At 68.5% G+C, this 25707-nt stretch carries 24 protein-coding genes and 1 pseudogene; 21 read left to right on the top strand and 4 right to left on the bottom strand.

Annotated features, from left to right (window positions below; translation table 11 throughout):
- Positions 1-2: 2 nt before the first annotated feature.
- From RBJ65_RS27685 to RBJ65_RS27605, 17 genes are all read left to right on the top strand, one after another.
- On the top strand, positions 3-1223 hold the full coding sequence (locus RBJ65_RS27685; RefSeq protein ID WP_306322170.1) for an MFS transporter: 1221 nt from the start codon (positions 3-5) through the stop codon (positions 1221-1223).
- Between the two features lie 259 nt (positions 1224-1482).
- Positions 1483-2277 carry an ABC transporter ATP-binding protein gene (locus RBJ65_RS27680; RefSeq protein ID WP_306322141.1) on the top strand — a complete coding sequence of 265 codons (795 nt, stop codon included), beginning with the start codon at positions 1483-1485 and terminating at the stop codon, positions 2275-2277.
- A 134-nt stretch (positions 2278-2411) separates the two neighbouring features.
- On the top strand, positions 2412-3068 hold the full coding sequence (locus RBJ65_RS27675; RefSeq protein WP_306322142.1) for an SRPBCC family protein: 657 nt from the start codon (positions 2412-2414) through the stop codon (positions 3066-3068).
- A complete protein-coding gene (locus RBJ65_RS27670) occupies positions 3065-3925 on the top strand; it encodes an HpcH/HpaI aldolase/citrate lyase family protein (protein WP_306322143.1) in 861 nt (286 codons plus the stop codon). The genes RBJ65_RS27675 and RBJ65_RS27670 overlap by 4 nt, the downstream gene beginning before the upstream one ends.
- 51 nt (positions 3926-3976) lie before the next feature.
- The gene (locus tag RBJ65_RS27665) at positions 3977-5044 is read left to right on the top strand and encodes an amidohydrolase family protein (RefSeq protein WP_306322144.1); all 1068 of its coding nucleotides are present in this window, start codon (positions 3977-3979) and stop codon (positions 5042-5044) included.
- A complete protein-coding gene (locus RBJ65_RS27660) occupies positions 5041-6693 on the top strand; it encodes a thiamine pyrophosphate-binding protein (protein WP_306322145.1) in 1653 nt (550 codons plus the stop codon). The genes RBJ65_RS27665 and RBJ65_RS27660 overlap by 4 nt, the downstream gene beginning before the upstream one ends.
- A gap of 5 nt (positions 6694-6698) precedes the next feature.
- On the top strand, positions 6699-7613 hold the full coding sequence (locus RBJ65_RS27655) for a hypothetical protein (protein WP_306322146.1): 915 nt from the start codon (positions 6699-6701) through the stop codon (positions 7611-7613).
- A gap of 69 nt (positions 7614-7682) precedes the next feature.
- Entirely contained in the window at positions 7683-8852 is a 1170-nt protein-coding gene (locus RBJ65_RS27650; RefSeq protein ID WP_306322147.1) for a DUF3500 domain-containing protein, read from the top strand.
- Complete coding sequence (locus RBJ65_RS27645; RefSeq protein WP_306322148.1) at positions 8849-9727, top strand: hypothetical protein; 879 nt, start codon at positions 8849-8851, stop codon at positions 9725-9727. Before RBJ65_RS27650 ends, RBJ65_RS27645 begins: the two co-directional genes overlap by 4 nt.
- Before the next feature lie 48 nt (positions 9728-9775).
- Complete coding sequence (locus RBJ65_RS27640) at positions 9776-10759, top strand: ABC transporter substrate-binding protein (protein ID WP_306322149.1); 984 nt, start codon at positions 9776-9778, stop codon at positions 10757-10759.
- Positions 10760-10807: 48 nt separating this feature from the next.
- Positions 10808-11668: an amidohydrolase gene (locus RBJ65_RS27635; protein ID WP_306322150.1), complete on the top strand. Its 861-nt coding sequence runs from the start codon at positions 10808-10810 to the stop codon at positions 11666-11668.
- Positions 11669-11674: 6 nt separating this feature from the next.
- Positions 11675-12346, top strand: coding sequence for a GntR family transcriptional regulator (locus RBJ65_RS27630; RefSeq protein ID WP_306322151.1), 672 nt, complete (start codon positions 11675-11677; stop codon positions 12344-12346).
- 27 nt (positions 12347-12373) lie between these two features.
- Positions 12374-13966, top strand: a complete 1593-nt coding sequence (locus RBJ65_RS27625) for a carboxylesterase/lipase family protein (protein WP_306322152.1) — start codon at positions 12374-12376, stop codon at positions 13964-13966.
- Positions 13967-13980: 14 nt separating this feature from the next.
- Positions 13981-15018: an ABC transporter substrate-binding protein gene (locus tag RBJ65_RS27620; protein WP_306322153.1), complete on the top strand. Its 1038-nt coding sequence runs from the start codon at positions 13981-13983 to the stop codon at positions 15016-15018.
- Between the two features lie 32 nt (positions 15019-15050).
- Positions 15051-15914, top strand: coding sequence for an ABC transporter permease (locus RBJ65_RS27615; RefSeq protein WP_306322154.1), 864 nt, complete (start codon positions 15051-15053; stop codon positions 15912-15914).
- 34 nt (positions 15915-15948) lie between these two features.
- Positions 15949-17142, top strand: coding sequence for a lactonase family protein (locus RBJ65_RS27610; protein WP_306322155.1), 1194 nt, complete (start codon positions 15949-15951; stop codon positions 17140-17142).
- 78 nt (positions 17143-17220) lie between these two features.
- Positions 17221-19113, top strand: a complete 1893-nt coding sequence (locus RBJ65_RS27605) for a hypothetical protein (RefSeq protein ID WP_306322156.1) — start codon at positions 17221-17223, stop codon at positions 19111-19113.
- A 172-nt stretch (positions 19114-19285) separates the two neighbouring features.
- Here RBJ65_RS27605 and RBJ65_RS42165 read toward each other — a convergent pair whose 3' ends face one another.
- On the bottom strand, positions 19286-19753 hold the full coding sequence (locus RBJ65_RS42165; RefSeq protein WP_372342332.1) for an SDR family NAD(P)-dependent oxidoreductase: 468 nt from the start codon (positions 19751-19753) through the stop codon (positions 19286-19288).
- A gap of 151 nt (positions 19754-19904) precedes the next feature.
- Between RBJ65_RS42165 and RBJ65_RS27595 the strand changes: the two genes are divergently transcribed.
- Positions 19905-20030 carry a hypothetical protein gene (locus RBJ65_RS27595; RefSeq protein WP_306322158.1) on the top strand — a complete coding sequence of 42 codons (126 nt, stop codon included), beginning with the start codon at positions 19905-19907 and terminating at the stop codon, positions 20028-20030.
- Positions 20031-20132: 102 nt separating this feature from the next.
- The gene (locus tag RBJ65_RS27590; protein WP_306322159.1) at positions 20133-21200 is read left to right on the top strand and encodes an integrase core domain-containing protein; all 1068 of its coding nucleotides are present in this window, start codon (positions 20133-20135) and stop codon (positions 21198-21200) included.
- 590 nt (positions 21201-21790) lie between these two features.
- Here RBJ65_RS27590 and RBJ65_RS27580 read toward each other — a convergent pair.
- Positions 21791-22303, bottom strand: coding sequence for a hypothetical protein (locus RBJ65_RS27580; protein ID WP_306322160.1), 513 nt, complete (start codon positions 22301-22303; stop codon positions 21791-21793).
- 558 nt (positions 22304-22861) lie between these two features.
- Here RBJ65_RS27580 and RBJ65_RS27575 point away from each other — a divergent pair.
- Together RBJ65_RS27575 and RBJ65_RS27570 are read left to right on the top strand one after the other, a co-directional pair.
- A pseudogene (locus RBJ65_RS27575) lies at positions 22862-23922 on the top strand (integrase core domain-containing protein).
- Positions 23923-23960: 38 nt separating this feature from the next.
- Positions 23961-24422 carry a type ISP restriction/modification enzyme gene (locus RBJ65_RS27570; protein WP_306322161.1) on the top strand — a complete coding sequence of 154 codons (462 nt, stop codon included), beginning with the start codon at positions 23961-23963 and terminating at the stop codon, positions 24420-24422.
- 236 nt (positions 24423-24658) lie between these two features.
- On the opposite strand, the gene RBJ65_RS27565 is transcribed toward RBJ65_RS27570, so the two are convergent.
- Together RBJ65_RS27565 and RBJ65_RS27560 are read right to left on the bottom strand one after the other, a co-directional pair.
- A complete protein-coding gene (locus tag RBJ65_RS27565; RefSeq protein WP_306322162.1) occupies positions 24659-25120 on the bottom strand; it encodes a hypothetical protein in 462 nt (153 codons plus the stop codon).
- Between the two features lie 18 nt (positions 25121-25138).
- The coding region (locus RBJ65_RS27560) for a restriction endonuclease fold toxin-2 domain-containing protein (protein ID WP_306332176.1) at positions 25139-25707 on the bottom strand (569 nt) is incomplete at its 5' end.

Raw genomic sequence — 25707 nt, 5'->3', positions numbered from 1 at the left:
AGGTGACACCGGCCGCCGGCCGTCCGGGCACCTTCGCCTCGCTGCGCATCCGGAACTACCGGCTGTTCTCGATCGGACAGTTCACCTCGGTGGTCGGCAACTGGATGCAGAACATCGCCATCGGCTGGCTGACCCTGGAACTCACCCACAGCGGGACGATGCTCGGCATCGTGACCGGGGCCCGGTATCTGCCGGTCCTGCTGCTCGGTGTCTGGGGCGGTCTCGTGGTCGACCGGCACAACACCCGCCGGCTGCTGCTGATCACCCAGATCTGCTTCGGCGTCCTGGCCGCCCTGCTGACCGTGCTGGCCTGGACCCATCGGGTCACGCTGCCGCTGCTCGTCCTGGTCATGCTCGCGCTCGGACTGACGAACGTCTTCGACAACCCCGCACGCCAGAAGCTGATCGGTGAACTCGTCGACGCGGACCATCTGGCCAATGCCATCGCGATCAACTCGACGTTCATCAACACGGCCAAGCTGGCGGGCCCCGGCATCGCCGGATCCGTACTGGCGACGCTTGGCGCCGCCCCGTGCTTCGCCCTGGACACCCTTTCGTTCCTTGCCGTCATCCTGAGCCTGCTCGGACTGCGGCCGGGTGAGATGCATCCGGCGGAACCCGAGGACCGCGGGGCGGGGCAGATCCGCGCGGGGCTCGCCCACATCCGACGCACACCGGAACTGCTGTACCCCATGGTGATGGTGTACGTGACCGGCATCCTCACCTGGGAGTTTCCGGTGAGCCTGCCGTTGCTGACCACTTCGGTGTTCCGCGCGGGCCCGGTCGGCTACGGGACGGCGATGGCGGTGATGAGCCTGGGCGGGGTGGCCGGCGGGCTGCTGGCCATGCGCCGGCGCCGGATCGACACCCGGTCCCTGTCGGTGTCGGCGGTTCTGTGGGGAGCCGTGATCTGTGCGGCGGCACTGGCACCGACACTGCCCGTGGCCCTGGTCCTTCTCGTGTTCGTCGGCTCCGCCTCGATCACCTTCAACTCGTCGGCCAAGACCCTGATGCAGCTGGCGGCCGCGCCGCGCATGCGCGGACGTGTGCTGTCGGTGTGGTCCATCGGCTGGCTGGGCGGTTCCGTCATCGGCGCTCCCGCCGTCGGCGCCATCGGGGCGTCCTGGGGTGCCCGCTGGGCCCTGCTCGCCGGTGGGCTCGCCGCGGTGGGTGTCGGCCTGGCCGTGCTGCCGCGCTCGCTGGGCGGCCGCACACGCCGCTGAACCCACCCACCCCCCCGCGGCCATTTTGTCGAACAGTTCCCCCTGGTGAACCCTTGGGCTTCCTGTGAATGCACCCCATTTCCTTGCGACTTCTTGTGCCACCCCCACGACGGTGCTACGTTCCCGTTGAAAGTTGTTGGACAATCCGAGTGACGCAGAGTGTCACCGCCGATTGAGTCCACCCATGACACCGCCGCCACAGGCGCGAGCGCACGGCCCCGCTTCAGTCCTCCGCGAGGAGGAGGCCGAGGAGACAGACATGTCGACCACACAGCGCAATCTCCACCCCGAGGCACTCCGTCTCGAGGGCGTGACCCTGCAGTTCCCCGGTACGCACCGGCCGGCGATCGAGGACGTGTCGTTCAAGGTCGATCGCGGCAAGGTCGTCGCCGTGATCGGCCCCAGCGGCTGCGGCAAGAGCACCATCCTCAACCTGGCCGCCGGACTGCTCACACCCACGCAAGGACGGCTTCACTACGCCGGCGAGCCCGTCACCACGGTCAACTCCGATGCGGCGTACGTGACTCAGCAGTCGCACCTGCTGCCCTGGCTGAGTGTCCGGGCCAACATCGGCCTGGCCCTCAAGTTCCGCAAGGTGCCCAAGGACGAACGCGAGGCGCGCATCGCCGAGTGGGTCGAGCTCGTCGGCCTGACCGGCTTCGAGGACCACTTCCCGCGGGAGCTGTCGGGCGGCATGCAAAAGCGCTGCGCGATCGCGCGGGCGCTGATCTACAACCCGTCCATCGTGCTGATGGACGAGCCGTTCGGGCCGCTCGACGCCATCACCCGGCTCCGGCTCCAGCAGGAGCTGCTCAACATCTGGCAGGAGCAGAACGGGACCCTGATCTTCGTGACACATGACCTCAACGAAGCTCTCTACCTGGCCGACGAGGTCATCGTGATGTCCCAGGGCCCCGGCACCATCCGCCGTGTCATCCAGGTCCCCTTCGAGCGGCCGCGCCAGATCGGCTCCCTCGTCGAGTCACCCGAGTTCTCCGAGCTCTACAACCATCTCTGGGGCCTGTTCGCGGCCGAGCAGGAAGCCGCCGCGTAGCACCGCCGCCGTACCACCGCCACACGGCCGTCCACGCCCCACATCGCCCAACCAGCACGGCAGTTGTGCCGTCATGCCGTCCTTCCACGGCACCCCCATGCCTGTCACACCTGCCGCCGAGTGAGGTCACTGCTTTGATATCGATCACGGAAGAGATCGCCGTACCAAGTCCGCCCGACCGCGTCTGGGAGGTCATCTCCGACCCCAAGGCCGTCGTGTCCTGCGTCGGCGGCGCCGAACTCGGCCCTTCGCACGACGACGGTTCCTTCGACGGAACCCTGGCCATCAGATTCGGTGGCATCCGCGTCAAGTTCGCCGCCCGCGTCTCTCTGGAGCTCGACGAGTCCACCCACGAGGGCCGGCTCACGGCCCGCGGGGCGGACGGCCAGGGCGCCACACGGTTCAGTGCCGAGGCCACCTTCCGCGTCGTCGGGGCCGACACCCCCGACAGCGCCCAGGTGTTCTGCGACGGCGAGATCAAACTCAACGGCAAGCTGGCCAAGTTGATCGAGTCGGGCGCCGGGGCGGTGGTCTCGCGGATGACGAAGGAGTTCACCGAGCGGCTCGTCGAGACATGTGCCGGGCCCGCCGAGACACCTTCGACCGTCGAGGCCGGAACTCCGTCGACGCCGTCCTCGCCGGCCCGGGCTCCGCGCCCGCGAGGCCTGTTCGCCCGGCTCCGGGCGTGGTGGACGGGACGCCGTGCCAGGCGCCACGGGCAGCAACCGCAGCCCACGCGGCGCATCGAGAACACAACCGGTGAAGCACTCCGCCAGGGAGGTCGGCGATGACAACGTCCAGGCTCAACAAGGTGATCGGCGCGCTGGACGCGGGACAGCACGTCTTCGCGACCTTCTCCGCGGCCGACCCGACCGCGGCGACCGAGCTGAGCACCTCGGACTACGACGCCGTGGTCTTCGAGATGGAGCACAAGCCCTGGGACATCAACGCCCTCAAGGACAGCTTCCAGTACCTGCTGAGCAGGCGGCACATCTTCGAGGCGGACAGCCTCGCACCGCCCGTCACTCCGATCGTGCGCATCCCCGCCAACGGCGCGGAGAAGGCCCAGTGGCACGCCAAACAGGCCCTGGACCTGGGCGCGTTCGGCATCGTCTGGCCGCACATCTCCACGGTGGAGGAGGCCCGCAACGCGGTCGCCGCCTGCCGCTACCCGCGACTGCCCGACGCCCCGCTGTACGAGCCGGCCGGGCTGCGCGGTGACGGCCCGCACGCGGCGACGCGCTACTGGGGCATCTCGAACATCGAGTACTACGCGCGGGCCGATGTGTGGCCGCTCGCTCCGGACGGGGAGCTCCTCGTGGGGCTCATGATCGAGGACCAGCAGGGCATCGAGAACCTGCCGGACATGCTCGACCAGGTACCGGGGATCGGGCTGATCCTCATCGGCGAGGGCGACATGAGCCAGGAGCTGGGCTTCCCCCGCCAGTACGAGCACCCGAAGGTCCTGGAGTGCAAGCGGCGGATCCTCGACATCTGCGCCGAGCGCGGGGTTCCGGTCGGGCATCCGCATGTCACGGCCGACAACGTCAAGCAGGTGCTCGACGACGGCTACCGCTTCCTGATGTCGGCGCCCGTGCGCACCTACCCCGGCCTGCAGCGGGCCCGGGAGCTGACCGGCCGGGAGTGAGGTGACTCCACACCCTCCGCCGACCACCGCACGCGAGTTTCGGAGCAACACATGATCATCGACAGTCATGGCCACTTCACCACGGCGCCCCCGGCGCTCGGCAAGTGGCGCGAGAAACAGATCCGGGCCTTCGAGGAATCGGGCGCCAGGGTCTCCCCCGACCAACTGCACATCACCGACGACGAGATACGCGGCGCCATCGAGAACGGGCAGCTGAAGCTGCAGCTCGAGCGCGGCACCGACCTGACCGTGTTCTCGCCGGGCGCGGGCAAGATGGCCCACCACTACGGCGACGAGCGCACCAGCCTCGACTGGTCGCGGGTCAGCAACGACCTGATCTCCCGGGTGTGCGGCCTGTTCCCCGAGCGGTTCGTGGGCGTGTGCCAGCTGCCTCAGTCTCCGGGCGACGCTCTCGCCGCCTCCATCCAGAACTCCGCGGCCGAACTGGAGCGCTGTGTCGAGGAGTTGGGCTTCATCGGCTGCCTCCTCAACCCGGACCCGTCGGACGGGTACTACCAGGCGCCTCCGCTGACGGACCGCGTCTACTACCCGCTCTACGAGAAGATGGTGGAGCTCGACGTTCCCGCGATGGTCCACGTCGCGATGTCGAGGAACCCTGCCATGCAGGGCACCTGCGCCCACTACCTCGCCGGTGACACCGCGGCGTTCATGCAGCTGTGCGAGTCGGACCTGTTCAAGGACTTCCCGACGCTGAAGCTGATCCTGCCGCACGGCGGCGGAGCCGTCCCGTACCACTGGGGCCGGTACCGGGGCATGATGCAGGACCGCGGCCGGCCGCCGCTGGAGGAGTCGGTCCTCGGCAACGTCTACTTCGACACCTGCGTCTACCACAAGCGCGGCCTGGAGCTGCTGCTCGACATCATTCCCGCGCGCAACGTGCTGTTCGCCTCGGAGATGATCGGCGCCGTCCGCAGCGTGGACCCGGAGACGGGCCGCCGGTTCGACGACACCAAGTACACCCTCGACGCCATCGACATGACCGATGCCGACCGGCAGGCGGTCTACGGGGGCAACGCGCTGCGTGTCTTCTCCCGGCTCGACGGCGTACTGAAGGCCCGGGCGACCGCCGCGGCCCATGCGAAGGAGCACCAGAAGTGAAGGTCTACGAGGCACTCGCCGAGGCGTTCGTCAAGGAAGGCACCAGCGATGTCTTCGGCATGATGGGCGACGCCAACATGCACTGGATGGCCGCCCTCGCCGACCGCGGCGTCAATCTGTACGAAGTGCGTCACGAGGGATCCGGCCTCGGCATGGCGGACGGCTGGGCCCGCGGCGCGGGTCGGCCGGGAGTGGTCACCACGACCAGCGGCCCCGGCGTCTCGCAGCTGGCCACCTCGATGCTCTGCGCAAGCCGGGCGGGCACCCCGCTGGTCGCCTTCTGCGGTGAGACCCCGCTGGGCGACGAGGGCGCCACCCAGTACCTCGACCAGCGCCGCTTCGCCGCCGCCGTCGAGTGCGAGTTCATCCACGTCGCCCGGCCCGAGAACGCCCAGGAGGCGGTGCGGCAGGCCTTCTACCTGGCCAGGACCGAGTCCAGGCCGGTCATGATCAGCGCGCCGTTCGACGTCCAGGTGGCCGAACTCGACGACTACGACGAGGACTACGTCCCGTCCACCGACCTGATCGAGAAGTCCAGGCTGCTGCCCGACCCGGACCGCCTGGCGGCCGCCTGTGACCTGATCCAGGACGCCAAGCACGTCGTGATCATCGCCGGGCGGGGTGCCCGCAGGGCGAACTCCGGCGAAGAGCTCCTCGCCCTCCAGGAACAGACCGGCGCCCTGCTGGCCACCACGCTGCAGGCGAAGAACTGGCTGTGCGACCGCACCGACTTCCATGTCGGTCTGTCGGGCCTGTTCGGCGACAAGGCGTCGATGGAGCTGCTCCAGGAGGCCGACTGCGTGATCGCGGTGGGGGCCAGCCTGAACCACTACACCATCGAGAGCGGCTACCTCTACCCCGAGGCCAAGTACATCCAGATCGACACGGCCCCGCACCTGGTCATGGGCAACGGCAAACGGGCGGACTGCTACCTCCAGGCCGACGCGGTCAGCGCCCTCGGCGAACTGACCCGGGCGCTCCAGGAGCGCTCCGTCCGGCACGAGGGCTTCCACACCGACCAGGTCCGCGAGCACCTCACCGCCCGGATCCAGCAGCCGGAGTACGTTCAGGAACCCGGCCGGCTCGACCCGCGCGAGGCGATCTGGATCCTCGACCACGAGCTCCCCGCCGAGATGGGGCTGGTCCTGGGCAGCGGCCACCAGACCGACTTCGGCACCATGCTCTTCCAGCGCTCCCGTGACGTGCTCTCCAACTACGGCATGTTCGGCGCCATCGGCCAGGCCCCGCTGATCGCCATCGGGCAGATGATCGCCAAGGGCAACAGGCCCGGCTTCGTGGTCGAGGGCGACGCCAGCTTCATCATGCACCTGTCCGAGTTCGAGACGGCGTGCCGCTACGACATCCCGCTCCTGGTCGTCGTGATGAACGACCAGGGCCTCGGCGCCGAGTACCACAAGGCGAAGGCGAAGGGTCTCGACCCGGACCTCGCGACCATCTCCACACCCGAACTCGGCGCGGTAGCACAGACGTTGGGCGGCGGCGGGGCCACCGTCCGCACGGCGCGGGAACTGCGAGAGGCGCTGGCCGCGTACGTGCGTGAACCCCGGCCCACCGTCATCGACGTGCGCATCACCCGCGAGGTGCTGAGCACCCCGTACCGCCGCATCCAGTACGGAGAGGACGTGTGAGCGGCATGAGCGAGACACCTTCCCCCGAGGCACCCCTGAGTGTCGTTCTCGGCAATCACCCGCACACCCGTCCGCTGAAGGACGGCACCGCCCCCGTCGACGGGGTGGACTGCCTCTACCCGGAGTTCAGCCCGCTGCCGCCGGCCTTCGCGCGGATGGTGCGAGAACTGGCCTACGACATCTGCGAGATGCCGATGGCCACCTACCTCCAGGCGCGCGACGTCGGTGTCCCGGTCACCCTGCTGCCGGTGGTCCTGGTGGGCAGCACCCACCACCGTTCACTGACCAGGCTCCCCGACAGCTCTGACCTCGACCCCCGCGAGCTCGTCGGCCGACGGGTGGGGGTGCGCTCGTACGGCCAGACCACCGGCCTGTGGGTGCGCGGCTGGCTGCAGGAGGAGTACGGCGTGAAGTCCTCCGACGTCACCTGGGTGACCACCGAGGACGTCCATGTCTCGCAGTACACCAACCCGGCGTACGTGGAGCGGTCCGACAGCGAGCGGGTCGCGGACCTGCTGCGCGCAGGGGACGTGTCCGCGGCGGTGCTCGGCCCGAAGGCGATCGGCGGGCAGGGCAAGGGGCTTGTCCCGCTGGTCAAGGACGCGGAGGCCGCCGGTCAGGCGTGGATCGATCGGCACGGGACGATCCCGGCCAACCACCTGTTGGTGGTGCGCGACGACGTGCTGCGCACGCGGCAGGACGACGTACGCGCGGTGTACCGGGCGCTGAAGGAGGCCATCACGTCGACCGCCAAGGAACGCGACGACTCACCGGCCGGGCGCGCGGTGCAGGCCGGCTGGAGCGAGTCGCTCGCCGCCTGCCTGGAGATCGCCGGCCAGTACGCCCTGGAACAGGGACTCATCGGCGAGCCCGTGGACGTAGCGGCCATCGAGGAGAAGGCGGCCTTCCTCGATCAGTGAGGAGACGACCGCACCGGGTGCGCCGCCGGTCGGCGCACCCGTCGACAAACATCGAGAGGAGGAGTGGCGATGGTGGCACTGCGACAGCGCGGAAACGCACCGACGCGCAAGCCCGACGTCTGGACACCGGATCTGCTCGAAAAGGTCGCCTGGCGGGTGAAGGCCGCGAACGAACCCTTCCGCGGCGTGGGCACGTCGGCCGGCATCCAGCCGGGGCTCTTCCCGCTGCGCAGCACCGGCGCCGACGTCCGCAAGGTGTACAAGGCCGCCGAGGACTACCTGGCGGGTCTGACACAGAAGCAGCTCGCCGATGGCCGCTTCCCCGTGGACGACGTGAGCTGGCGGCACTGGAACAACGGCGCACGCTACTTCCTGCGCCACGGCCTGTGTCTGGAGGAACTCGACGACACTCAGCGCCAGTCGGCCATGTCCGTCATCCGGGAGAGCCTCAGCGCGGACGGCTACGGGCAGATGGTCGACCTGATGCATCTCAACCTGACCATCGGGGAGTTGAGCGACAACACCCACGGGCTCAACGAGTGGCTGTACTGGTTCTCCGTCTACGGGGAGCCCGAGAACGGCGGCCCCTGGGGATGGCAGCTCGACGGCCACCACGTCAACGTCAACTGCGTCTTCGTAGGGGACCAGATGGTCCTCACACCCTCCTTCCTGGGAGCCGAGCCGGTGATCGCCGGGTCGGGCAAGTACGCCGGGACGGTCGCCTTCAGACGCGAAGAGGCCCTCGGCCACGAGCTGTTCACCGACCTCGACGCCCGGCAGCGCGAGCGCGCCGTCATCGCGGACAGCTTGCCGACCGACCTGTTCGTCGGCGCCTTCCGCGACAACTTCGAACTCGACTACCACGGCCTGCCGTTCAGCGGGATGTCCCCCGGCCAGCGCAGTACCGCGCTCCAGCTCCTCGGCCTGTACGTGAACCGGGCCGGCGACCACCACGCGCGGGTGCGCATGGAGGAGGTCCTTGCCCACGAGGGCGACACCCACTTCGCCTGGGCCGGCGACCCCGACGGCACCTTCTACTACCGCATGCACAGCCCCGTGATCCTCGTCGAGTTCGAGCACATGCCCGGGGTGATCTTCGGCAATGACTACCCGTCGCGCCGGCACATCCACACCATCGTCCGCACCCCCAACGGCGGTGACTACGGCGCCGATCTGCTGCGCCAACACCACGAGAGGCACCACGCGCCCTCCCCGCACATACGAAGGAGTCAGACATGAAGTTGGTGCTCGGCCGTGACGACCTCGCGGCGGCCGCGAGCTCGGCAGTGCGCGAAGCAGGCGGCGAGCCCGAGCGGCTCGACATCAGCCCCGTGCACAAGGCCTCCCGCGGCTTCGTCAACGATTCGGCCGCGGACCTGTGCGAAGTGGCGATCGTGACCGTGCTGCAGGCCGTCGCCCACGGCAAGCCGGTACTGCTGTTGCCTGTCACCACCCTGGGCCGCCACCAGCACCAGACACTGGTGACACTCGGCAAGCTGTCCGTGGCCGACGTCGAGGGGCACAGCGTCGGCGTCCGATCCTGGAGCCAGACCACCGGTGTGTGGATGCGCGGCTTCCTCAGCGAGCAGTACGGCGTCGACCTGCGCAAGGCCAACTGGACGACGTACGAGGGCAGTCATGTCGACGGCGCCGACGACCCGTCCTGGGTGACCCGGGCCCCGGAGGGGGCCAAGCTGCAGGCGGACTTCCTCGAAGGCCGCCTCGACTTCGGGATCATGGGCAACGGCCTCCCCCAGGACGACCGCATCCGCACCGCCGTCGACGACGCGTACAAGGTCGCCGAACGGTGGTCGCGCGAGCAGGGGTTCATCCCGGTCAACCATGTCGTCGGGGTCTCCGAGACGGCCGCGGCCGAGCACGCCGCCGCGATCCTCGCCGCGTACGACGCGATGCGCTCGGCACTCACCGCGCAGGCCGATCAGGGCCCCGTGCCCCTGCACCCCGTCGGATTCGCCGCGCTGCGCGGCGCGTTCACCAAGGCCGCCGCGTACGCGCTGGAGCAGGGCGTGATCGAGCGGGCGGTCGACTACGACGAGCTCGTCGAGCGGACCTGTGCGGCCCTTGGTGTGTCGCCGGAGCGCCTGGGCGGCTGACACCACGCGAACCACCGCACGAACACCTGAACTTGGAGAAGGACGGCAATGGAAAAGATCACGACGGTCTTCGGTGACTACCCGCACGGACAGGCGCTGCTCGACGGCGACGTCGAGATGGACGGTTACCGAGTCGAGCCGGTGGAGGTCAAGCCGGTCATCGGCGCGTACCGGCGGATGATCCGGGACCTGGAGTTCGACGTGTGCGAACTCGCCCCGGTCTCCTATCTGATGGCGCGCCAGGAGGGCATCCCGCTCACCGCGGTGCCGGTGTTCCTGAACCGGCGCTTCCACCACGGTGACGTGCAGTGCGCGGCCAACTCCGGCATCCGCGTGCCCCGCGACCTGGAGGGCCGGCGCGTCGGTGTGCGGGCCTATTCGGTGAGCACCGGTGTGTGGGTGCGCGGTGTGCTGCGCGAGGAGTACGGCGTCGACATCGACAGGATCACGTGGGTCGTGGACGACGACGACCACATCGAGGGCCGCGTCCCGGCCAACGTCGAGCGGGTCACCGACGGCCGTTCGCTGGGCGAGCTGCTGCGTGCCGGGGAGATCGACGCGGCGCTGACCGGCAACGCGGGCACCGGACGGGCCGGTGCGCCGCGGGCCGGGTGGGCGGCCTCGGCGGAACCGGAGCCCACCGGTGACGACGGGCCGTACCCGCTGTTCCCCGAGGCGGGCACGCTCGCGGTGGACCACTACTTGCGGACCGGGATCTATCCGCTGCACTCGCTGATCTCGGTGCGTTCCGAGCTCGTGGAGCGCGACCCCGACCTGCCGACCAAGCTGTACGCGGCATTCGCGGAGAGCAAGCGCCGGCACCTCGCGGCGCGGCCCGACTGGGCCGCGGTGCCGCGCCTGGCCCGCCAGGGCCGCGCGATCGGCGCCGACCCCGTCCCGTACGGCGTCTCGGTCAACGAGCCCAGCCTCGACGCGATGGCCCGCTTCGCGAAGGACCAAGGGCTGCTCGACGCGGACTTCCCCACCAACGCCGCGTCGCTGTTCGCCCCGGGCGACTACCCGGGCGCCTGAGCCCTCCCCTCCACGAGCCTTCAGACACAGACAGAGAGAGCAGCCCGCATGGACGTCGTCGACGCACACTGCCACATCATCTCCGAGGACCTGACCGCCTATCCCCGCGCGCCGCTCGGCGGCAAGCAGTCGACCTGGGCCGCCACCCGCCCGGTGACGGCCGAGGGCATGGTCGACCGCATGGACGCGACCGGCATCGACCAGGCCGTCCTCGTTCAGGCCACCACCAACTACGGCTACGACAACTCGTACGTGCTCGACAGCACCCGCCGGTGGCCGGAGCGCTTCGTCGCCGTCGGCACCGTCGACCCGCTGCGCCCCGACGCCGCCGACTCGTTGAAGGCCGCGGTCGGCGAGGGCGGCTTGTCCGGGGTGCGGCTGTTCACCAGCGGCAGCACGGTGCCGACGCAGGGCGAGTGGTTCGCCGCCCCGGAGACGTACGCCTTCTGGGAGCAGGCCGCCGAGCTGAACCTGCCGGTGTGCCTCCAGATGCGGCTCGGTCCTGCCACCGCGCAGCTGAAGGAGCTCCTGGGCCGCTTCCCCGGTGTGACGGTCCTCCTCGACCACATCGGCTACCCCGACATCGCCGCCTCGCCGGCCACGGCCGGCGCCGAAGTGGCGGAGCTGGCCGTGCACCCGGGCCTGCACCTCAAGCTGACCCACCGCAACCTCGAACGGCTCCAGGACGCCGGGGAGCGCGCGGCCGAGTTCCTCGACCCGGTCGTCGCGGCGTTCGGGGCGGGACGGATCGCCTGGGGGTCGAACTGCCCGGCCGCCGAACAGTCGCTGCCCGAGCTCCTCGCGCTTGCGCAGCAGGTGCTCGCGGGGCTGCCGGAGGCGGACCGGCAGGAGATCTTCGCGGGTACCGCCCGGCGCCTGTACGCCTCCCTCGGCAGCTCCGGGAGCTGACCCGCCGTGCCGCCTGCCACGCCCTCAGCCGCCACCCGCTACAGCCACGCCTACGACGGGCTGCGCTCCCTGCTGCTGTCGGGGAGCATCCCGCCCGACACACGGTTGACCGAGGCGGACCTCACGCGGATGTTCGACGTGTCCCGGAGCACCATGCGTACCGCGCTGGCCCGCCTGACGCACGAGGGCTATGTCACTGGTGAGGTCAATCGCGGGGTGCGCACCAGGAGCTTCTCCGTGACGGAGGCGGCGGACATTCTGGAGGCCCGCGAGATCCTGGAGTCCGCGCTGGCCGGCAAGGCCGCGGAGCAGGCCACCGCCGAAGAGGTGGAGGAGCTGCGCCGCACCCTCCAGGACATGGAGGAGGCGCAGTCCCGCGACGACCAGGACGCCTACTCGCGCTGCAACCGCCGCTTCCACCAGCAGCTGAAGCTGGCCTCGCACCAGGGCACCCTGGCCCGCGCCTACGACACGCTGCTGTACCCGCTGGTGATGCGCCAGTACCGCAATCTGTCGGCGCAGCACCCGCGCTCCGGCTCGCTTGAGGAGCACCGAGCCATCTTCCTGGCCGTCGTCACCCGCAACCCCGCCGCGGCGTCCGCCGCGATGCGTCACCACGTCGGCTCGGCCCGCAGGGCGCTGCTGCTCGACACGTCCCCGGTCTCGCCCGTCAGTTGACGGGCGAGACCGGGCGGAAAGGACCCCATGACCCGTGCCATCGCGGACACCGAGGCGGGCCCCGTCGAGGGCATCCCGTGCCGGGACCGCTCCGTCACCGTCTTCCGCGGCATCCCCTACGCGGCGCCGCCCGTCGGCGAGCTGCGCTGGCGGCCGCCGCAGCCCCCGCGGCGCTGGGACGGGGTGCGGCGGGCCGACCGGTTCGGCCCCATGTGCCCGCAGGCACCGGACGGGGCGGCCGCGACCGGTGTCGACGTGCCGATGAGCGAGGACTGCCTGAGCCTGAACATCTGGACAGGCACGGCCTCCCACGGGGAGCGGCGCCCGGTCCTCGTCTGGATCTACGGTGGCGGCTTCCGCGAGGGCACGGGCGCACAGCCGCGCTACGACGGCGAGAACCTGGCCCGCCAGGGCCTCGTCGTCGTCACCTTCAACTACCGTCTCGGCTGCTTCGGTTTCCTCGCCACCCCCGAACTGAGCGCCGAGTCGGAGCACGGCTCCTCCGGCAACTACGGGGTGCTCGACTGCGTGGCCGCGCTGCGCTGGGTGCGCGACAACATCGCGCACTTCGGCGGCGACCCGGACCGGGTCACCATCGCCGGCCAGTCCGCGGGTGCGGGGCTTGTGAACTTCCTGGCCATGTCCCCGCTCTCCAAGGGGCTGTTCCACCGGGCCATCGCGCAGAGCCACGCCCGGTACGCCCGCGACCCCGAGCTCCGCTATCTGTCGACGTCCTACCGCCTCCCGGCCGACGCGGAGAGCGCGGGCAGCCACTACATGCGCGTGCACGGCGCCCGCAGCGTCCGGGAGCTGCGGGCACTGGACTGGCACAAGCTGATCGACGGGCACGACCCGATCGACACGAGCGTCGAGACCGGTGGCCCCGCCGGGCCGCCGATGTTGCGTCCCGTCGTGGACGGTTGGGCGATCCCCGCCGGATACGACGACATGTACTCCCGGGGACTGCAGAACGACATCGACTACCTCGCCGGGAACAACCTCGACGAGGGCGGCGCGGTCCCGCCCGAACTCGTCGGCGCTCTGCGCACGGGCCGCCGCACCACCCGGCCGGGCTCCCCACCGGTCCAGGTCACGCTGGAGCAGCACCGGGCCGCCGCGCGGCGCAAGTTCGGCCCGCTCGCGGATGAGTTTCTGCGTCTGTACCCGGCCACGACGGACGACGAGGCGGCCGAGGCCGGCAGCCGGGCGGCCCGCGACAACTCCCGCCTCTCGACGTACCTCTGGGGCAGGGACTGGAGCCGCCACGGCACCCGGTCACTGCACACCTACTTCTGGACCCACCGCTCGAAGGCCGAGGGGGCGGGCCCGCGCGGCGCCTGCCACGGATCGGAGATCGACTACGTCTTCGGCAACCCCACAGGCGGTACCCGCGCGTGGACCGAGGAGGACCACGAGATCGCCCGCACCGTCTCCGGCTACTGGGCGAACTTCGTCGCCACCGGAGACCCCAACGGCTCCGGCCTCCCCCACTGGCCCGCCTTCGCACCGGATGCCGGCTCCGTCATGGAGATCGGCGAGCACTTCGGACGCATCAACGTCGCGGACCCGGAACGCACCAGCTTCTGGATCCGCTTCTTCGACACCCAACAAGCCTGGTGAACAAGGGAGTTCCCATGCGCAACCACGCAAGTGCACGCACCCTCGCCCTGACCTCGACCGCGATACTCGGCGCCGCCCTGCTGACCGGCTGCGGGGACCAAGGGGCGGCCACCGTCGGCTCGGACGGCACGAAGACCGTCTCGGTGGGCGTGAGCGGCAACATCTTCGATCTGTCCATCCGCGTGGCCGAAGAGAACGGCTACTTCGCCAAGCACAACATCAAGATCAAGTATGTGACGTTGAACGCCTCGACGGGCACCTCCGGCCTCCAGTCGGGCTCGGTGCAGTTCCTCAACGCCAGCCCGACCAGCTTCCTGGCCGCCCTCTCCAAGGGCCTCCCGGAGATCTCGATCGCCACGAACGGCGGCGGCAACCCTCTGGGCATCGTCGTCAGTTCCGACTTCGCGAAGAAGCACCACCTGACCGCCGACACCCCGGGCAAGCAGGTCGCCAAGGCCCTGGCCGGCTCCACCGCCGGCGCCAGCTCGGCCAACACCAAGGCCGAGGCGGGAATGTTCCTCAAGGCCAACGGGGTGCAGTCGAGCAAGGTGAAGTGGGTGTCACTGCCGAACCCGGCCGCCGACAAGGCCGCGCTCGCCAAGGGCGAGGTCGACTGGTTCATCACCTCCGAACCCATCCCACTCCAGGTCCAGCACGACGGCGACGGCGTCGTCGTCGCCGATCCGGAAAAGGTGCCCCAGTGGGCCTACGAGGACGCCGGGTACGGCCAGGCCGTCGTGGTCCAGAAGAGCTTCGCGAAGAGTGACGCCGCCACGGTGAAGGGCTTCGCCACCGCCGTGCACCAGGCGACCGCGTACCTCGACTCGCACAAGCCCGACGACAAGAAGGTACTGGCCGCGGCGCGCAAGACACTGCCCGGCGTGCCCGACGACGTGCTCAGCACGTCCGTCAGCCAGGTGGACTGGCCTGCCAGCGCCAAGATGGACGCCGCGGGCTGGGCGAAGACCGTGGCCTTCGTGAAGGACGGCATCGGCGCGGTACCGGACGCGTCCGTCTCGTCCGAGGACTGGACCAACAAGTACCTGCCGTGACACGGCCTCAATCAACCGGAAGGGAGCAGACCATGGCAACCGTCACCGACAAGGCCGTGCCCGAGACCGACGCCCCGGCACCGCGCCCCGTACAGGTCACCAGCCGCTGGCGGGGCACACCCACCGTCATCGCACTGCGCATCCTGGTGATCGTGGTCGCCCTCGCCCTGTGGCAGGTGATGAGCGGCCCCGTTCTGCCCGAGTACGCCGTCAGCAAGCCCACCGACGTGTTCGACGCGCTCACCGGGATGCTCGGCTCGGCGTCCGGCTGGACCAATATCAGGGTGACCGCCATCGAGGTGCTGGCGGGCTTCGGCCTCGGTGTCGCCGCGGGCACGGTGATGGGTCTTGTCCTGGGCTCCTTCCCGCTGCTCGGGCGGGTCCTGGAGCCGCTGGTCGCGGCCCTCAACGGCATCCCCAAGATCGCGCTCGCGCCGCTGTTCCTGCTGTTCTTCGGCATCGGCTCCTGGTCGAAGATCACCATCGCGATGACCGGCGTCGCCTTCGTCGTCTTCTACAACATCTACCTGGGACTGCGGCAGCGGGAGCGCGAACTCGTCGAGGTGGTCCAGGTGATGGGCGGACGCAGGCACCACGTCCTGGGCTATGTCACCATCCCGACGCTCGCCGCGCCGTTCTTCGCCGCGCTCAAGACGGGCGGACCGCTGGCCATCCTGGGTGTCATCGGCGGTGAGTTCATCGCCTCCTCCGAGGGAGTCGGCCACGAACTGTTCACGTCCGCGCAGAACCTCGACGCGCCCAACGAGTTCGCCGGCCTCATCGTCCTCGTCGCACTGACTCTCGCCCTCAACGGCGTCCTCAGCGCTCTCGACACGTACGCCCTCAAGTGCCTCGGCCTCGCGCCCCGCCGCAACAGGCCGCAGCCCAAGAAGTGAACCGGTCACACCCACCTTCGACGGGACCTCTCCGATGAGCAGACACCCGCACATCCCCCGGGGCGCCGGCACCTCGCCCCGGCGCCCCGCACGCAGATCCGTCCTGAGCGCACTCACGGCGTCGGCCGCGAGCGCCGCCCTCCTGCCCGCCACGGCCGCACACGCCAACACCCGCCGAACACCCGACGACCTGCTCTACGTCGGTACCTGGGGGCAGTCGGAGGTGCACGCGATCCGCTTCGACCCCGAGCGCGGCGCGATGACACCTCTCGGCCAGGTGGCCGCTGTCAGTTCCAACTGGGTGGCCACACACCCTTCCCGCCCCGTCCTGTACGTCGCGGGCAGCGAACAGGGCGGTGTCATCCGGACCTTCCGCATCGACGACACCACCGGCGCGCTGGAGCAGCTCGCCGAGACCTCCACCGAGGCCGAGCCGGCCGGAAGCGGCGGACTCTCCTTCCTCGCTCCGACGCCGGACGCGGAAACGCTGCTGGTCGCCGACTTCGCGGCGGGCTCCGCCGTGACACTGCCGATCGACGCGGCCGGCCGGCTCGGCCCTGTGGCCTCCCGCGTCCAGGACACTGGATCGGGCCCCAACCCCCGCCAAGCCGGCCCGCATGCGCACCACGTCGTCATCGATCCGAGCCACCGGTACGCCCTGGTGGCGGACTTCGGCGCCGACCGCGTCTTCATCCGCGCGTACGACCCACGCACGCGCCGCATGTCCGCGGATACCAACTCGTATGCCACGCAACCTGGTTCAGGCCCCCGACGGCTGGTCTTCCATCCTCGCGGCCGCACCGTCTACCTCCTCAACGAGCTCACGGCGGACATCGAGGCGCTCTCCTGGGACGCCAGAACGGGAACGCTGACACCACGCCAGCGCCTGACCACGAACGCGCCGGGCCACACCGGCACCACGAGCGCCGCCGAGCTGGCCGTCAGCGGCGACGGACGCCACGTTTACGTCTCCAACCGCGGCGACAACGCACTGGTCGTCTTCGCGGTCGACGCGAGGACCGGACAGCTCACCGAGGTACAGCGCCTGCCTTGTGGCGGCGTCACACCTTGGAGCTTCACCCTCCACCACGACGGGCGTTGGCTGTTCGTCGCGAACCAGGTGAGCGGCACGGTCAACCTCTTCCATGTGCACCCTGGCTCCGGCCGCCTCACCGACACCGGCACCTCCGTGGCCGTTCCCCACGCCGACTGCATCGCCATCCGCTGACGCACGTCCATTGACGTAGGTCCACTCACGTAGGTCCACTCATGTAGGTCCACTGACACCGAAAGGGCCCCGAACGCAATGACACCCGACATCAAGCGTCGAGCGTTTCTCGCGGCCGGCGCGGCCGTTGCCGGCGCCGCGCTCCTGCCCACCCCGTTCGCCGTGGCGGCGGCCGCCGAGGGCAAGAAGGGCGTGATGCTGATGAACCGCATCGGCCCGTCCGCCTCCACCCTGTACATCTGCGATGCCGACGGCTCGAACGAACGCAAGCTGCTGCAGGACGCCGCCTTCGACCACCACGCCGCTTTCTCCCCCGACGGCAAGTCGGTGTTCTTCACCTCGGAACGGACGGGCGACGGCCACTCCTGTCTCTACCGCGCGAAGGCCGACGGCACCGGCGTACAACGCCTGGTGGCCGACTCGGCCATGAACGACTGGGCGGTCCCGTCACCCGACGGCATGAAGGTCGCGTACGTGTCCACGAGCGGCGACCACAAGACCCACATCTGGGTGCTCGACCTGAGCACGAACCGCCGCACCAACCTCACAGGCACGGCAGCCCTCGCCGGCGACCCCGCGAGCCCCGACGGCCACTTCCACCCCGCCTGGTCCCCCGACGGCAAGTGGCTCGCCTTCTCCAGCGACCGCAACACCACATGGCGCGGGCACGGCAACGGCACCGGCTGGGAACACACGCAGGAACTGAGCATCTACGTGATCCGTCCCGACGGCACCGGCTTCCGCCAGGTGGCATCCCGCGACGGATACTGCCTCGGCTCACCGAAGTGGTCACCCGACGGCTCCCGGATCGTCTTCTACGAGATAACCGTCGAGGGCACCTGGGGCGCGCACAGACCCGAGGCCATCGGGACCGTCGAGTCCCAGATCGTGTCGGTGGACGTCGCGACCGGCGCCCGCGTCGAACACACCTCGGGCCCCAACCTGAAGGTCGCGCCCCAGTACGTGTCAGCGACGGAGATCGGCTACCTGGTCAAGGGCGGGGCGGACGAGGGCCTCGCCTACGCCTCGGGCTCCAGGCCGTCCGTCAAGAGGGCGCTGCGCTCCCCTGTCTGGTCGCGGGACGGCAAGTCGGTGATCTACGAGAAGCTCGACTACACGACGCGCCCGCTCGACACCCCCCTCTACAGCTGGGACCCGGACTGGGACTACCGCCACTGCGACGTGTTCCCCGCGCTGTCCAGGGACGGGCGCCTCGCCCTCACCAACAAGCAGCTCGGCAACTCCTCGATCGTCACCCTGCGCGCGGACGGCTCGGACCAGAAGGTCGTCTTCGACACCGCCACCTCGGACCTGGACCAGACACAGGTCCAGCACGGCCTGGCCGGCGCGTTCCGCCCCACCTGGTCGCCCGACGGCAAGTGGATCGCGTTCGGACTGGGCGGCTGGTTCCAGACCCGCGCCACGAGCACCGCGAAGCTGATGCGGGTGGCCGACGACGGATCCTCGTACCAGGAACTCACGGACGGATCGACCAACGCCGGCTTCCCCAGCTACTCCGAGGACGGCAACCGGATCGTCTACCGCGTGTGGGGCGAGGAGATGGGCCTGCGCATCCTCGACCTCAAGACCGGCGCGACGACCGTCCTCACCACCGAGTCCGACAACCTGCCCGACTGGTCCGCGGACGGCAAGCTCATCCTCTTCACCCGCAAGACGAGCGCCACCAACTTCGACGTGTGCACCATCAAGCCCGACGGCACCGGCCTGAAGACCCTGACGAGCAGCGGCGCCAACGACGGCCACGCGGTCTGGAACCACGACGGCCGCATCCTCTACAACAGCGGCATGTACGGCTTCCGCGAGGAGGCCGCCCTGTACGACGACACGTTCCAGCCCTACGGCCAGATCTTCAGCATGAACGCGGACGGCTCCGACAAGAAGCTGCTGACCGACAGTCGGTGGGAGGACTCGATGCCGCTGTACCTGACGCAGGACATCCTCTCCGGATGACGGACCCGTCCTCTGTTCAGTACTGATTCACTCCGGTGTTCAGTACTGATCCACTCCGGCCTCCGCCCCCGGTCTCCCGTGGACGGAGGCCGACCCTCTCCTCGATCGATGTGGGCCTCGACCTGCAGAACGCGACCGCGGACAACTGCTCCTGACGACTTCACATCCGGCCCTACGGTGCCCCCGGTCCGCGTAGTCGGTCGAGCAGGCCAGGTCGCGTTGTGCCTGGAGCCGGGCCACGGCCACACTTCGTTGCGGGATCCAGCGAGCTTCCGGGAATCGTCATCTGGCCTCCGAGGCCCGAGACCTGGAGGATGCGGCCGTGCCCCTGCTCTCGCATGTGGGGAAGGACCGAGCGAACGAGCTGGATCGATCCGTTCATTTTGGCCTCGATCTGGTGGCGGATCTGCTCGTCGGTTACCGCCTCGGCGGCGCCCCGCAGCCCAGGGCCGGCGTTGCTGACGACCACTTCGATGTGGCCCAGCGCGACCCAGGCGACGTCGACCGTCTGTCGGATCTCGCCGATATGTGTCAGGTCGAGAGCGGCGAGCCACAGCCGGTCGCCGTCTTGCGCCTTGAGGTCGTCGGCGGCTGAGAGGTCCCGAAGTGTGCCGACGACACGATCGCCGGTAGCGAGCAGCTTTTCCGCCGATGCCCGCAGTGGGATCAGCGTTCAACAGGAGCAGGTCGGCACGCTTGCCGGGGCCACCGTGCCGAGGTGTGCGGTCGACACCCACAGCTGACGCACCACCCGAACATCCCGCAGGGCGACCAGTGGCCAGAATTCCTTTATGTCGAATTCCATGAACGGTGCTGCCACCCCCGACTCCGCCCAGTCAGGTGCCGAGCGCCATGCCTCATGGCTGGAACTGTTCTTCGACCTGATCGCCGTCGCCGGCGTGGGGCAGCTGGCCTGAGGGTGCCGACAACCCTGTTACCTGTGCTGAACTGCGACTTCAGGGTCACCATGGGGTCACGTCGCGGACGTACGTAAGCCCGTCGATGCATGGCAGGGAATCGTGACGCTCCGTCTGGTCTACCGATTCGGCTGCCTCCTGCTCGGCTGGCTGCGCCTGCTGGCGCGGTCCTCCGCGGCCAAGGATGTCGAGATCCTGGTGCTGCGCCATCAGCTGAGTGTCCTGGAGCGCGGCAGGCCGAGGCCGACTTTCGAACTCGGCGACCGTGCCGTGATCACCGCGCTCGTTCGACTGCTGAGGAAGCGTGAGCGCCTCGCTCTGAAACTCCTGGTCAGCCCGCGCACGGTCCTGCGCTGGCACGCCAGACTGGTGAAGCGGAATTGGACCTATCCGCACCACCGGCCGGGGCGACCACCCAAGCCCGCCGCTTTGCGGGCTCTGGTGCTGCGCCTGGCGAGAGAAAACGACGGCTGGGGGTACCGCAGGATTCAAGCTGAACTACTCAACCTGGGTTGGAAGGTTGCCGCTTCGACCGTCTGGGAGATCTTGCAGCAGGCAGGGATCGAGCCAGCGCCTCAGCGCGCCGACCGCTCCTGGGCCCGGTTCCTCAAGGCGCAGGCTTCGGGCATGCTTGGGGTCGACGTGTTTCATGTCGACACCGTCCTCCTGCGGCGCCTGTTCGTCCTTTTCTTCATCGAGCACGACACCCGCCGCGTCCACATCGCCGGCGTCACCCGGCACGTCACCGCCGCGTGGGCCACCCAGTGCGCCCGAAATCTCCTCATGAGCTGGGATGACGCACGCGCCGAAGGCATCGGATTCCTCATCCGGGACAACGCGGGCTACTTCACCGAGAGCTTCGACGCGGTCTTCATCACCGTCGGCACACGGGTAGTGCCCATCCTGCCGGGCGTGCCCCGAATGAACGCGATCGCCGAGCGCTGGGTGGGATCATGCAGGCGCGAGGCCACCGACCGCATTCTGATCACGAGCGAACGGCATCTTCGCCTCGTCGTCGACGAGTACGCCCACCACTACAACGATCACCGCCCCCCCACCCCCCCCACCGATCACTCGGACAGCGATCTCCAAACAGTCTCCACGCGCCCCCACGACCCTCCGAAGACGAACAGACCCAGATCATCCGGCACGACCGGCTCGGAGGGCTGATCCATGAATACACGCAGGTCGCGTAGTGGGTGACATGGGTTATCGGCACCCACAGGCTCCAGCCACCCGTTGTTCAACGCCCCGGACATCGCGCCGTGTCCACGCGGATGCTCGGCGAGCAGCGTGAGTTCGGGCAGCGAAGCGACCGGACGATCCGCACACAGTGCGGCGTCCGTCAGGTCGAAGAGCGCGTCCGCTCGGGCGTAGAGGCAGTCGTAGAACTCGACCCGAAAGCGGGACAACACTCCAAGGGCCTCGACGCCGCCCGCGCCGACCGACACACTCATGAACAGCGGCCGCCTCTCCACGCTCCGTTACTCGACATCTCGAAGCGTGCGGGGCGGCCGCGACCGCTGTCCCCGAAAGAACCACAGATCAACAGGTCGGGTGACCAGCGAGGTTAAACATCAAGCTCAGTACAGCTCAGCCCGGGTGCGGCGAGGGTTCCGCAACACCCGCGCGAAGGCGGCCCGCCCCGGCCCGGGACGCCCCAGCGGATCGAGGAACCGCACAAACGCATCCCGCTACACACCGCGAAGGACCGTAAAACGCGCCGCAGTCAGCGGGTTCGTCGAGGACTACAGCCCGCTTCACAATGTGCCTGTGATGACTCCCCGCCAGGTCCATCCCGCGTCAAGCACAATCTTCTGCAGCGGTTCCTTCAAGTCGGAACTGTCGAAACTAAACGTCTCCGTCGCCTCGAGTCCACCGTCCGTGCCCCCGCCCAACGTCCAGCGCTTCGAAGTCGTCTGCACCTGACCACGCTGACTCTCGGCCGAGATCGCCAACGTGGGGACACCACCTGCCCACGTAACCTCGTACTGCTGGTCAAGGCCACGCACTTCACTCTTCTCCGGAACCAACCGCATGCGCACCTGGAGGACTCGGCTCACCTCAGTGCGTACGAAGAAGGTCTGCCAGGCCGGGTCCATGAGGCGCCACTCGGCGACCAGATCCGCACCCTCATCAAGGCCGCTCCGGATGACATACGGAACATCGGGACGGTTCAGGTTGAGCAGAGCATCGTGCACCTCGGTGGCGGGTCGTGGAGCCACGCCCCCGGCGGGGCGCTTGGTTCCAGTCAGCTTGTCGAAGAGTCCCATTAAGTCAACCTTTGAGGAATCGGATTGGCCGTGCAAGAACAGTTGTTGTCGCGGTACGTCTACGAAGTGGCGGCAGGGTCCGGACGAACGGTGCGCACGACGTCACGGAAGTCATCGAGGACGGCGGGGTGTTGCGACGCTGTCGCCGTCAACACCAGGCGGATCACCGCCCGCTTACGCGGATCGTCATCATCCAGCATGGCCAGGTATACCTGGGATTGGAGGAGTTCACGGGGGATTCCGCGGACGTTGGCGGAGACGGCCAGTGTCTGTGTGAAACCTGGGGTCTCCGCAGAACCCAGCTCACGGCCTCCGGTGACCACGACGGTCGTACCAGCCTGGCGCAGGCGCTCCACCGACCCATGGGCGATCTCCGACAGCGTCGACTCATCCGGGCGGTATGCGCCATCGATCGTGATGTTCGGGGTGAATCCGTCGTCCGGGTGCGGATACAGCGCGACGAATGCAGAGTCCGGTGCTGTGCGTGCCGGAAATTACATCCGCGCAGGTCACCTCAGCCAGGATGTAGCCGTCCGGCATCCGGCATGATCCCTGCTCATGCTTCTTCGCCTCGCCTACCTCGCCATAACCCAGACCTTCGCAGCACTCCGATTACTGCCGATGACCGACCACGAGAAGGACGCCGAAATCCTGGCCCTCCGCCACCAACTCGGCCTCCTGCAGCGGCAACTCGACGGCAAGCGCCTCCGCCTCCACGCCGCGGACCGCGCGTTCCTCGCCGCGCTCCTCACTCCGCTCCCCCGCGCGACACTGCGCCGATTCCGGCTCCTGGTCAGCCCGGACACCGTCCTGCGCCGGCGCCGCGACCTGCTCAAGAACCACCACGCCCGTGCGAGTGCCAGGCGACGCCCCGGCCGACCCCGCACCCATGCCTCGATCCGCCGCCAGGTACTCCGCCTCGCCGCCGAGAACCCCGCCTGGGGATACCGCCGCATCCACGGCGAACTCGCCCTCCCCGGCATCCGGATCGCACCATCCACCGTCCGGGAACTCCTCAAAAGTGAAGGCATCGACCCAGCCCCGCGGCGAACCACCGTCACCTGGGCCAGCTTCCTGCGCTCCCAAGCTGAGGCCATCCTGGCGATGGACTTCATCGAGACCGTCACTCTCCCCGGCCAGCGTCAGTACATCCTCGTCGCCATCCACCACGCCGGCAGAAGAATCCGCGTCCTGGGCAACGAAACCTGGTCATGGACCTGGAAGACGCCCGACAACTCCCCGCGATCAAGTACCTCATCCGCGACCGAGACGCCAAGTACCCACCAGCGATCGACGACATCCTCGAGCAGGCTGGCATCACCACCACCCTCACCGGCATCCGGATCCCCCGCATGAACTCGATCACGGAACGCTGGGTTCGAACCCTGCGACGCGAGCTCCTCGACCGCACCCTGATCTGGAACGAACACCACCTGCGCCACGCACTGAAGGAATACGAGCAGCACTACAACAAGCACCGCACGCACCGAACACTCCAAGCAGCCGCCCCACTCCACGCCCCGCCCGAACCCCTCGATCCGGAACAAATCGACCGCCTAAGCATTCGCCGACACGACCGCCTCAGCGGCGTGATCCACGAATACCGGCATGTCTGCTGAAGTGCACGGACGTAATTTTCGGCACGCACAGCGTCGTCGTGATCGGAGAAGACAACGGTTTGCCTCAGGACATCTCCTACGACGCATCCACACGAACCCTCACCGTAGGCACGGGCTGCATACGTCCGGTGCCGCCGGAAGTCTGGGACTATCGGATCGGTGGGGTACAGGTGATCCGCAAGTGGTTCAGCTTCCGTAAGCGCAAGCCAGATATAGAACGGCAGACCCCGTTGAACGAGATCCTGCCCCCGACCTGGCCTGCACGGTGGACCGTTGATCTACTCGACCTCATCAACGCGCTCGGGCTCCTCGTAGCCCTCGAACCCCGACAGGCCCGGCTGCTGGACGCAGTAAGCAGCGGCCCACTCATCACCATCAACGACCTACATGACGAGGGCGTCCTGCCCGTACCTGCCTACGCAACCAAGGAACCGAAACCGCCCCGGAGCTCTCGACGCACCCCTGGTCCTGGCCAGGAGAGCCTCGACTTCTCGGACTGACACCCTGCCAGGTCTCGTTTGTGTTCACCCTGATACGGCTCCTGCCGACGAGTGATCGCAACAACGAGCCGAGTTCGCGGCGCTGCGCCACCAACTGGCACTACTGCAGGGCCAGATCGACAAATCGATACTCATCCGGCCCGACCACGCCTTACTCGCCGCGCTCCTGCACCGCCCCTCCCAAGGACAACGTCCCGTCGGTCACATGAGGTGCATGAATGGGCTCGCGTTGGCCGTCACTCGTCTACTACCTCGTCGAGGTGGTCGAGCAGCTCCTCACTAATCGCAGCGCGTTGCGTGCCCGCAGGGATCCAGTAGTCGCTCATGTCACCGCTCTCGACACCCTCTTCGCTGTTGAAGCGCATACGTGCGCCCTCGGGCAGCAAGCCCTGGAGCCATTCGATGAAGACTGCCGCCTCGGCAGCGGTGCAGGGCCCGATGTTGAAGCTCTGCGCCGCGTCCATGAACTGCCCCTCGATGGGGGTTTCCCCCACGTGGACGGCAAACACCAGTGAGTGGCCGTTGAACGCGAGCTGGTCGGTCATCTCCTGCGGGGCCGTCAGCGGTGCCGTCATGGCCTGCTTGCTCAGCCGTCGCAGCCCGACTTCGAAACGCTCTGCGTCGAGCCCCCAGGGCTGCCCCTCGGGCGCTGCGACGTAGAACGTCGTGGTGAGCTTTTCCAGGTCGTCCCTGTTCATGTACTCGCTTCCGGTTCTCTAGGGGGTGTGGCGTGCGTAGCCCTCGACGTGGTTGGTGGCCATGAGGAAACGCCAGTACGCCAGGGACTCGGCGTCGTTGGTGTTGACCTCGACAAAGCGGACCTTGTTGCCGGGTACCGTCATGGCCTTTCCGTACTCGGCCATCTCCTTGAGGTCGCCGTTGTACATGTTGGTCTCCCAGATCCGGCCGTTCGATTTGTTCATGTTGTTCAGCGTGCGCGGTGAACAGCCTTCCTGCTTGACGTATTTGGCCTCGACCGCGGCGCCGTCCGTGGCACGCAGGCCGTCGGCCATGAGCCGGCCGCTGGGCTTGGGCCAGCCGGAGGGAAGCGGCAATCCACGCTCTGGCGATCCTGCCACGCGCTTTTGATATTCGTCGGCCGGCCTGTTGCCGGGGTTCTTGTACGGCAGGCCGTCCGCCCACATCTTGAATTCGGCCTGCTCCTTGTAGGACAGCGGGGCCTCATAGGGCGGTACGGGTGGTGCGATCGGAGCAAGCGCCACCGGCTGGCTCGACAGGGACACGAGTTCCACACCAGTCGTGGCGCCGCTGTAGGAAGCGGGTA

It is taken from the genome of Streptomyces sp. KL109B (genome assembly GCF_030766935.1).
In the GTDB taxonomy this organism is placed as follows: domain Bacteria; phylum Actinomycetota; class Actinomycetes; order Streptomycetales; family Streptomycetaceae; genus Streptomyces.
This window is presented reverse-complemented; position numbering and strand designations above follow the sequence as displayed.

Coding starts and splice junctions, on each gene's coding strand:
- RBJ65_RS27650 (WP_306322147.1), top strand. CDS start 7,683: ATGGTGGCACTGCGACAGCGCGGAAACGCACCGACGCGCAAGCCCGAC.
- RBJ65_RS27670 (WP_306322143.1), top strand. CDS start 3,065: ATGACAACGTCCAGGCTCAACAAGGTGATCGGCGCGCTGGACGCGGGA.
- RBJ65_RS27680 (WP_306322141.1), top strand. CDS start 1,483: ATGTCGACCACACAGCGCAATCTCCACCCCGAGGCACTCCGTCTCGAG.
- RBJ65_RS27610 (WP_306322155.1), top strand. CDS start 15,949: ATGAGCAGACACCCGCACATCCCCCGGGGCGCCGGCACCTCGCCCCGG.
- RBJ65_RS27565 (WP_306322162.1), bottom strand. CDS start 25,120: ATGAACAGGGACGACCTGGAAAAGCTCACCACGACGTTCTACGTCGCA.
- RBJ65_RS27595 (WP_306322158.1), top strand. CDS start 19,905: ATGTCGAATTCCATGAACGGTGCTGCCACCCCCGACTCCGCCCAGTCA.
- RBJ65_RS27645 (WP_306322148.1), top strand. CDS start 8,849: ATGAAGTTGGTGCTCGGCCGTGACGACCTCGCGGCGGCCGCGAGCTCG.
- RBJ65_RS27625 (WP_306322152.1), top strand. CDS start 12,374: ATGACCCGTGCCATCGCGGACACCGAGGCGGGCCCCGTCGAGGGCATC.
- RBJ65_RS27620 (WP_306322153.1), top strand. CDS start 13,981: ATGCGCAACCACGCAAGTGCACGCACCCTCGCCCTGACCTCGACCGCG.
- RBJ65_RS27615 (WP_306322154.1), top strand. CDS start 15,051: ATGGCAACCGTCACCGACAAGGCCGTGCCCGAGACCGACGCCCCGGCA.
- RBJ65_RS27665 (WP_306322144.1), top strand. CDS start 3,977: ATGATCATCGACAGTCATGGCCACTTCACCACGGCGCCCCCGGCGCTC.
- RBJ65_RS27580 (WP_306322160.1), bottom strand. CDS start 22,303: ATGGGACTCTTCGACAAGCTGACTGGAACCAAGCGCCCCGCCGGGGGC.
- RBJ65_RS27635 (WP_306322150.1), top strand. CDS start 10,808: ATGGACGTCGTCGACGCACACTGCCACATCATCTCCGAGGACCTGACC.
- RBJ65_RS27605 (WP_306322156.1), top strand. CDS start 17,221: ATGACACCCGACATCAAGCGTCGAGCGTTTCTCGCGGCCGGCGCGGCC.
- RBJ65_RS27655 (WP_306322146.1), top strand. CDS start 6,699: ATGAGCGAGACACCTTCCCCCGAGGCACCCCTGAGTGTCGTTCTCGGC.
- RBJ65_RS27640 (WP_306322149.1), top strand. CDS start 9,776: ATGGAAAAGATCACGACGGTCTTCGGTGACTACCCGCACGGACAGGCG.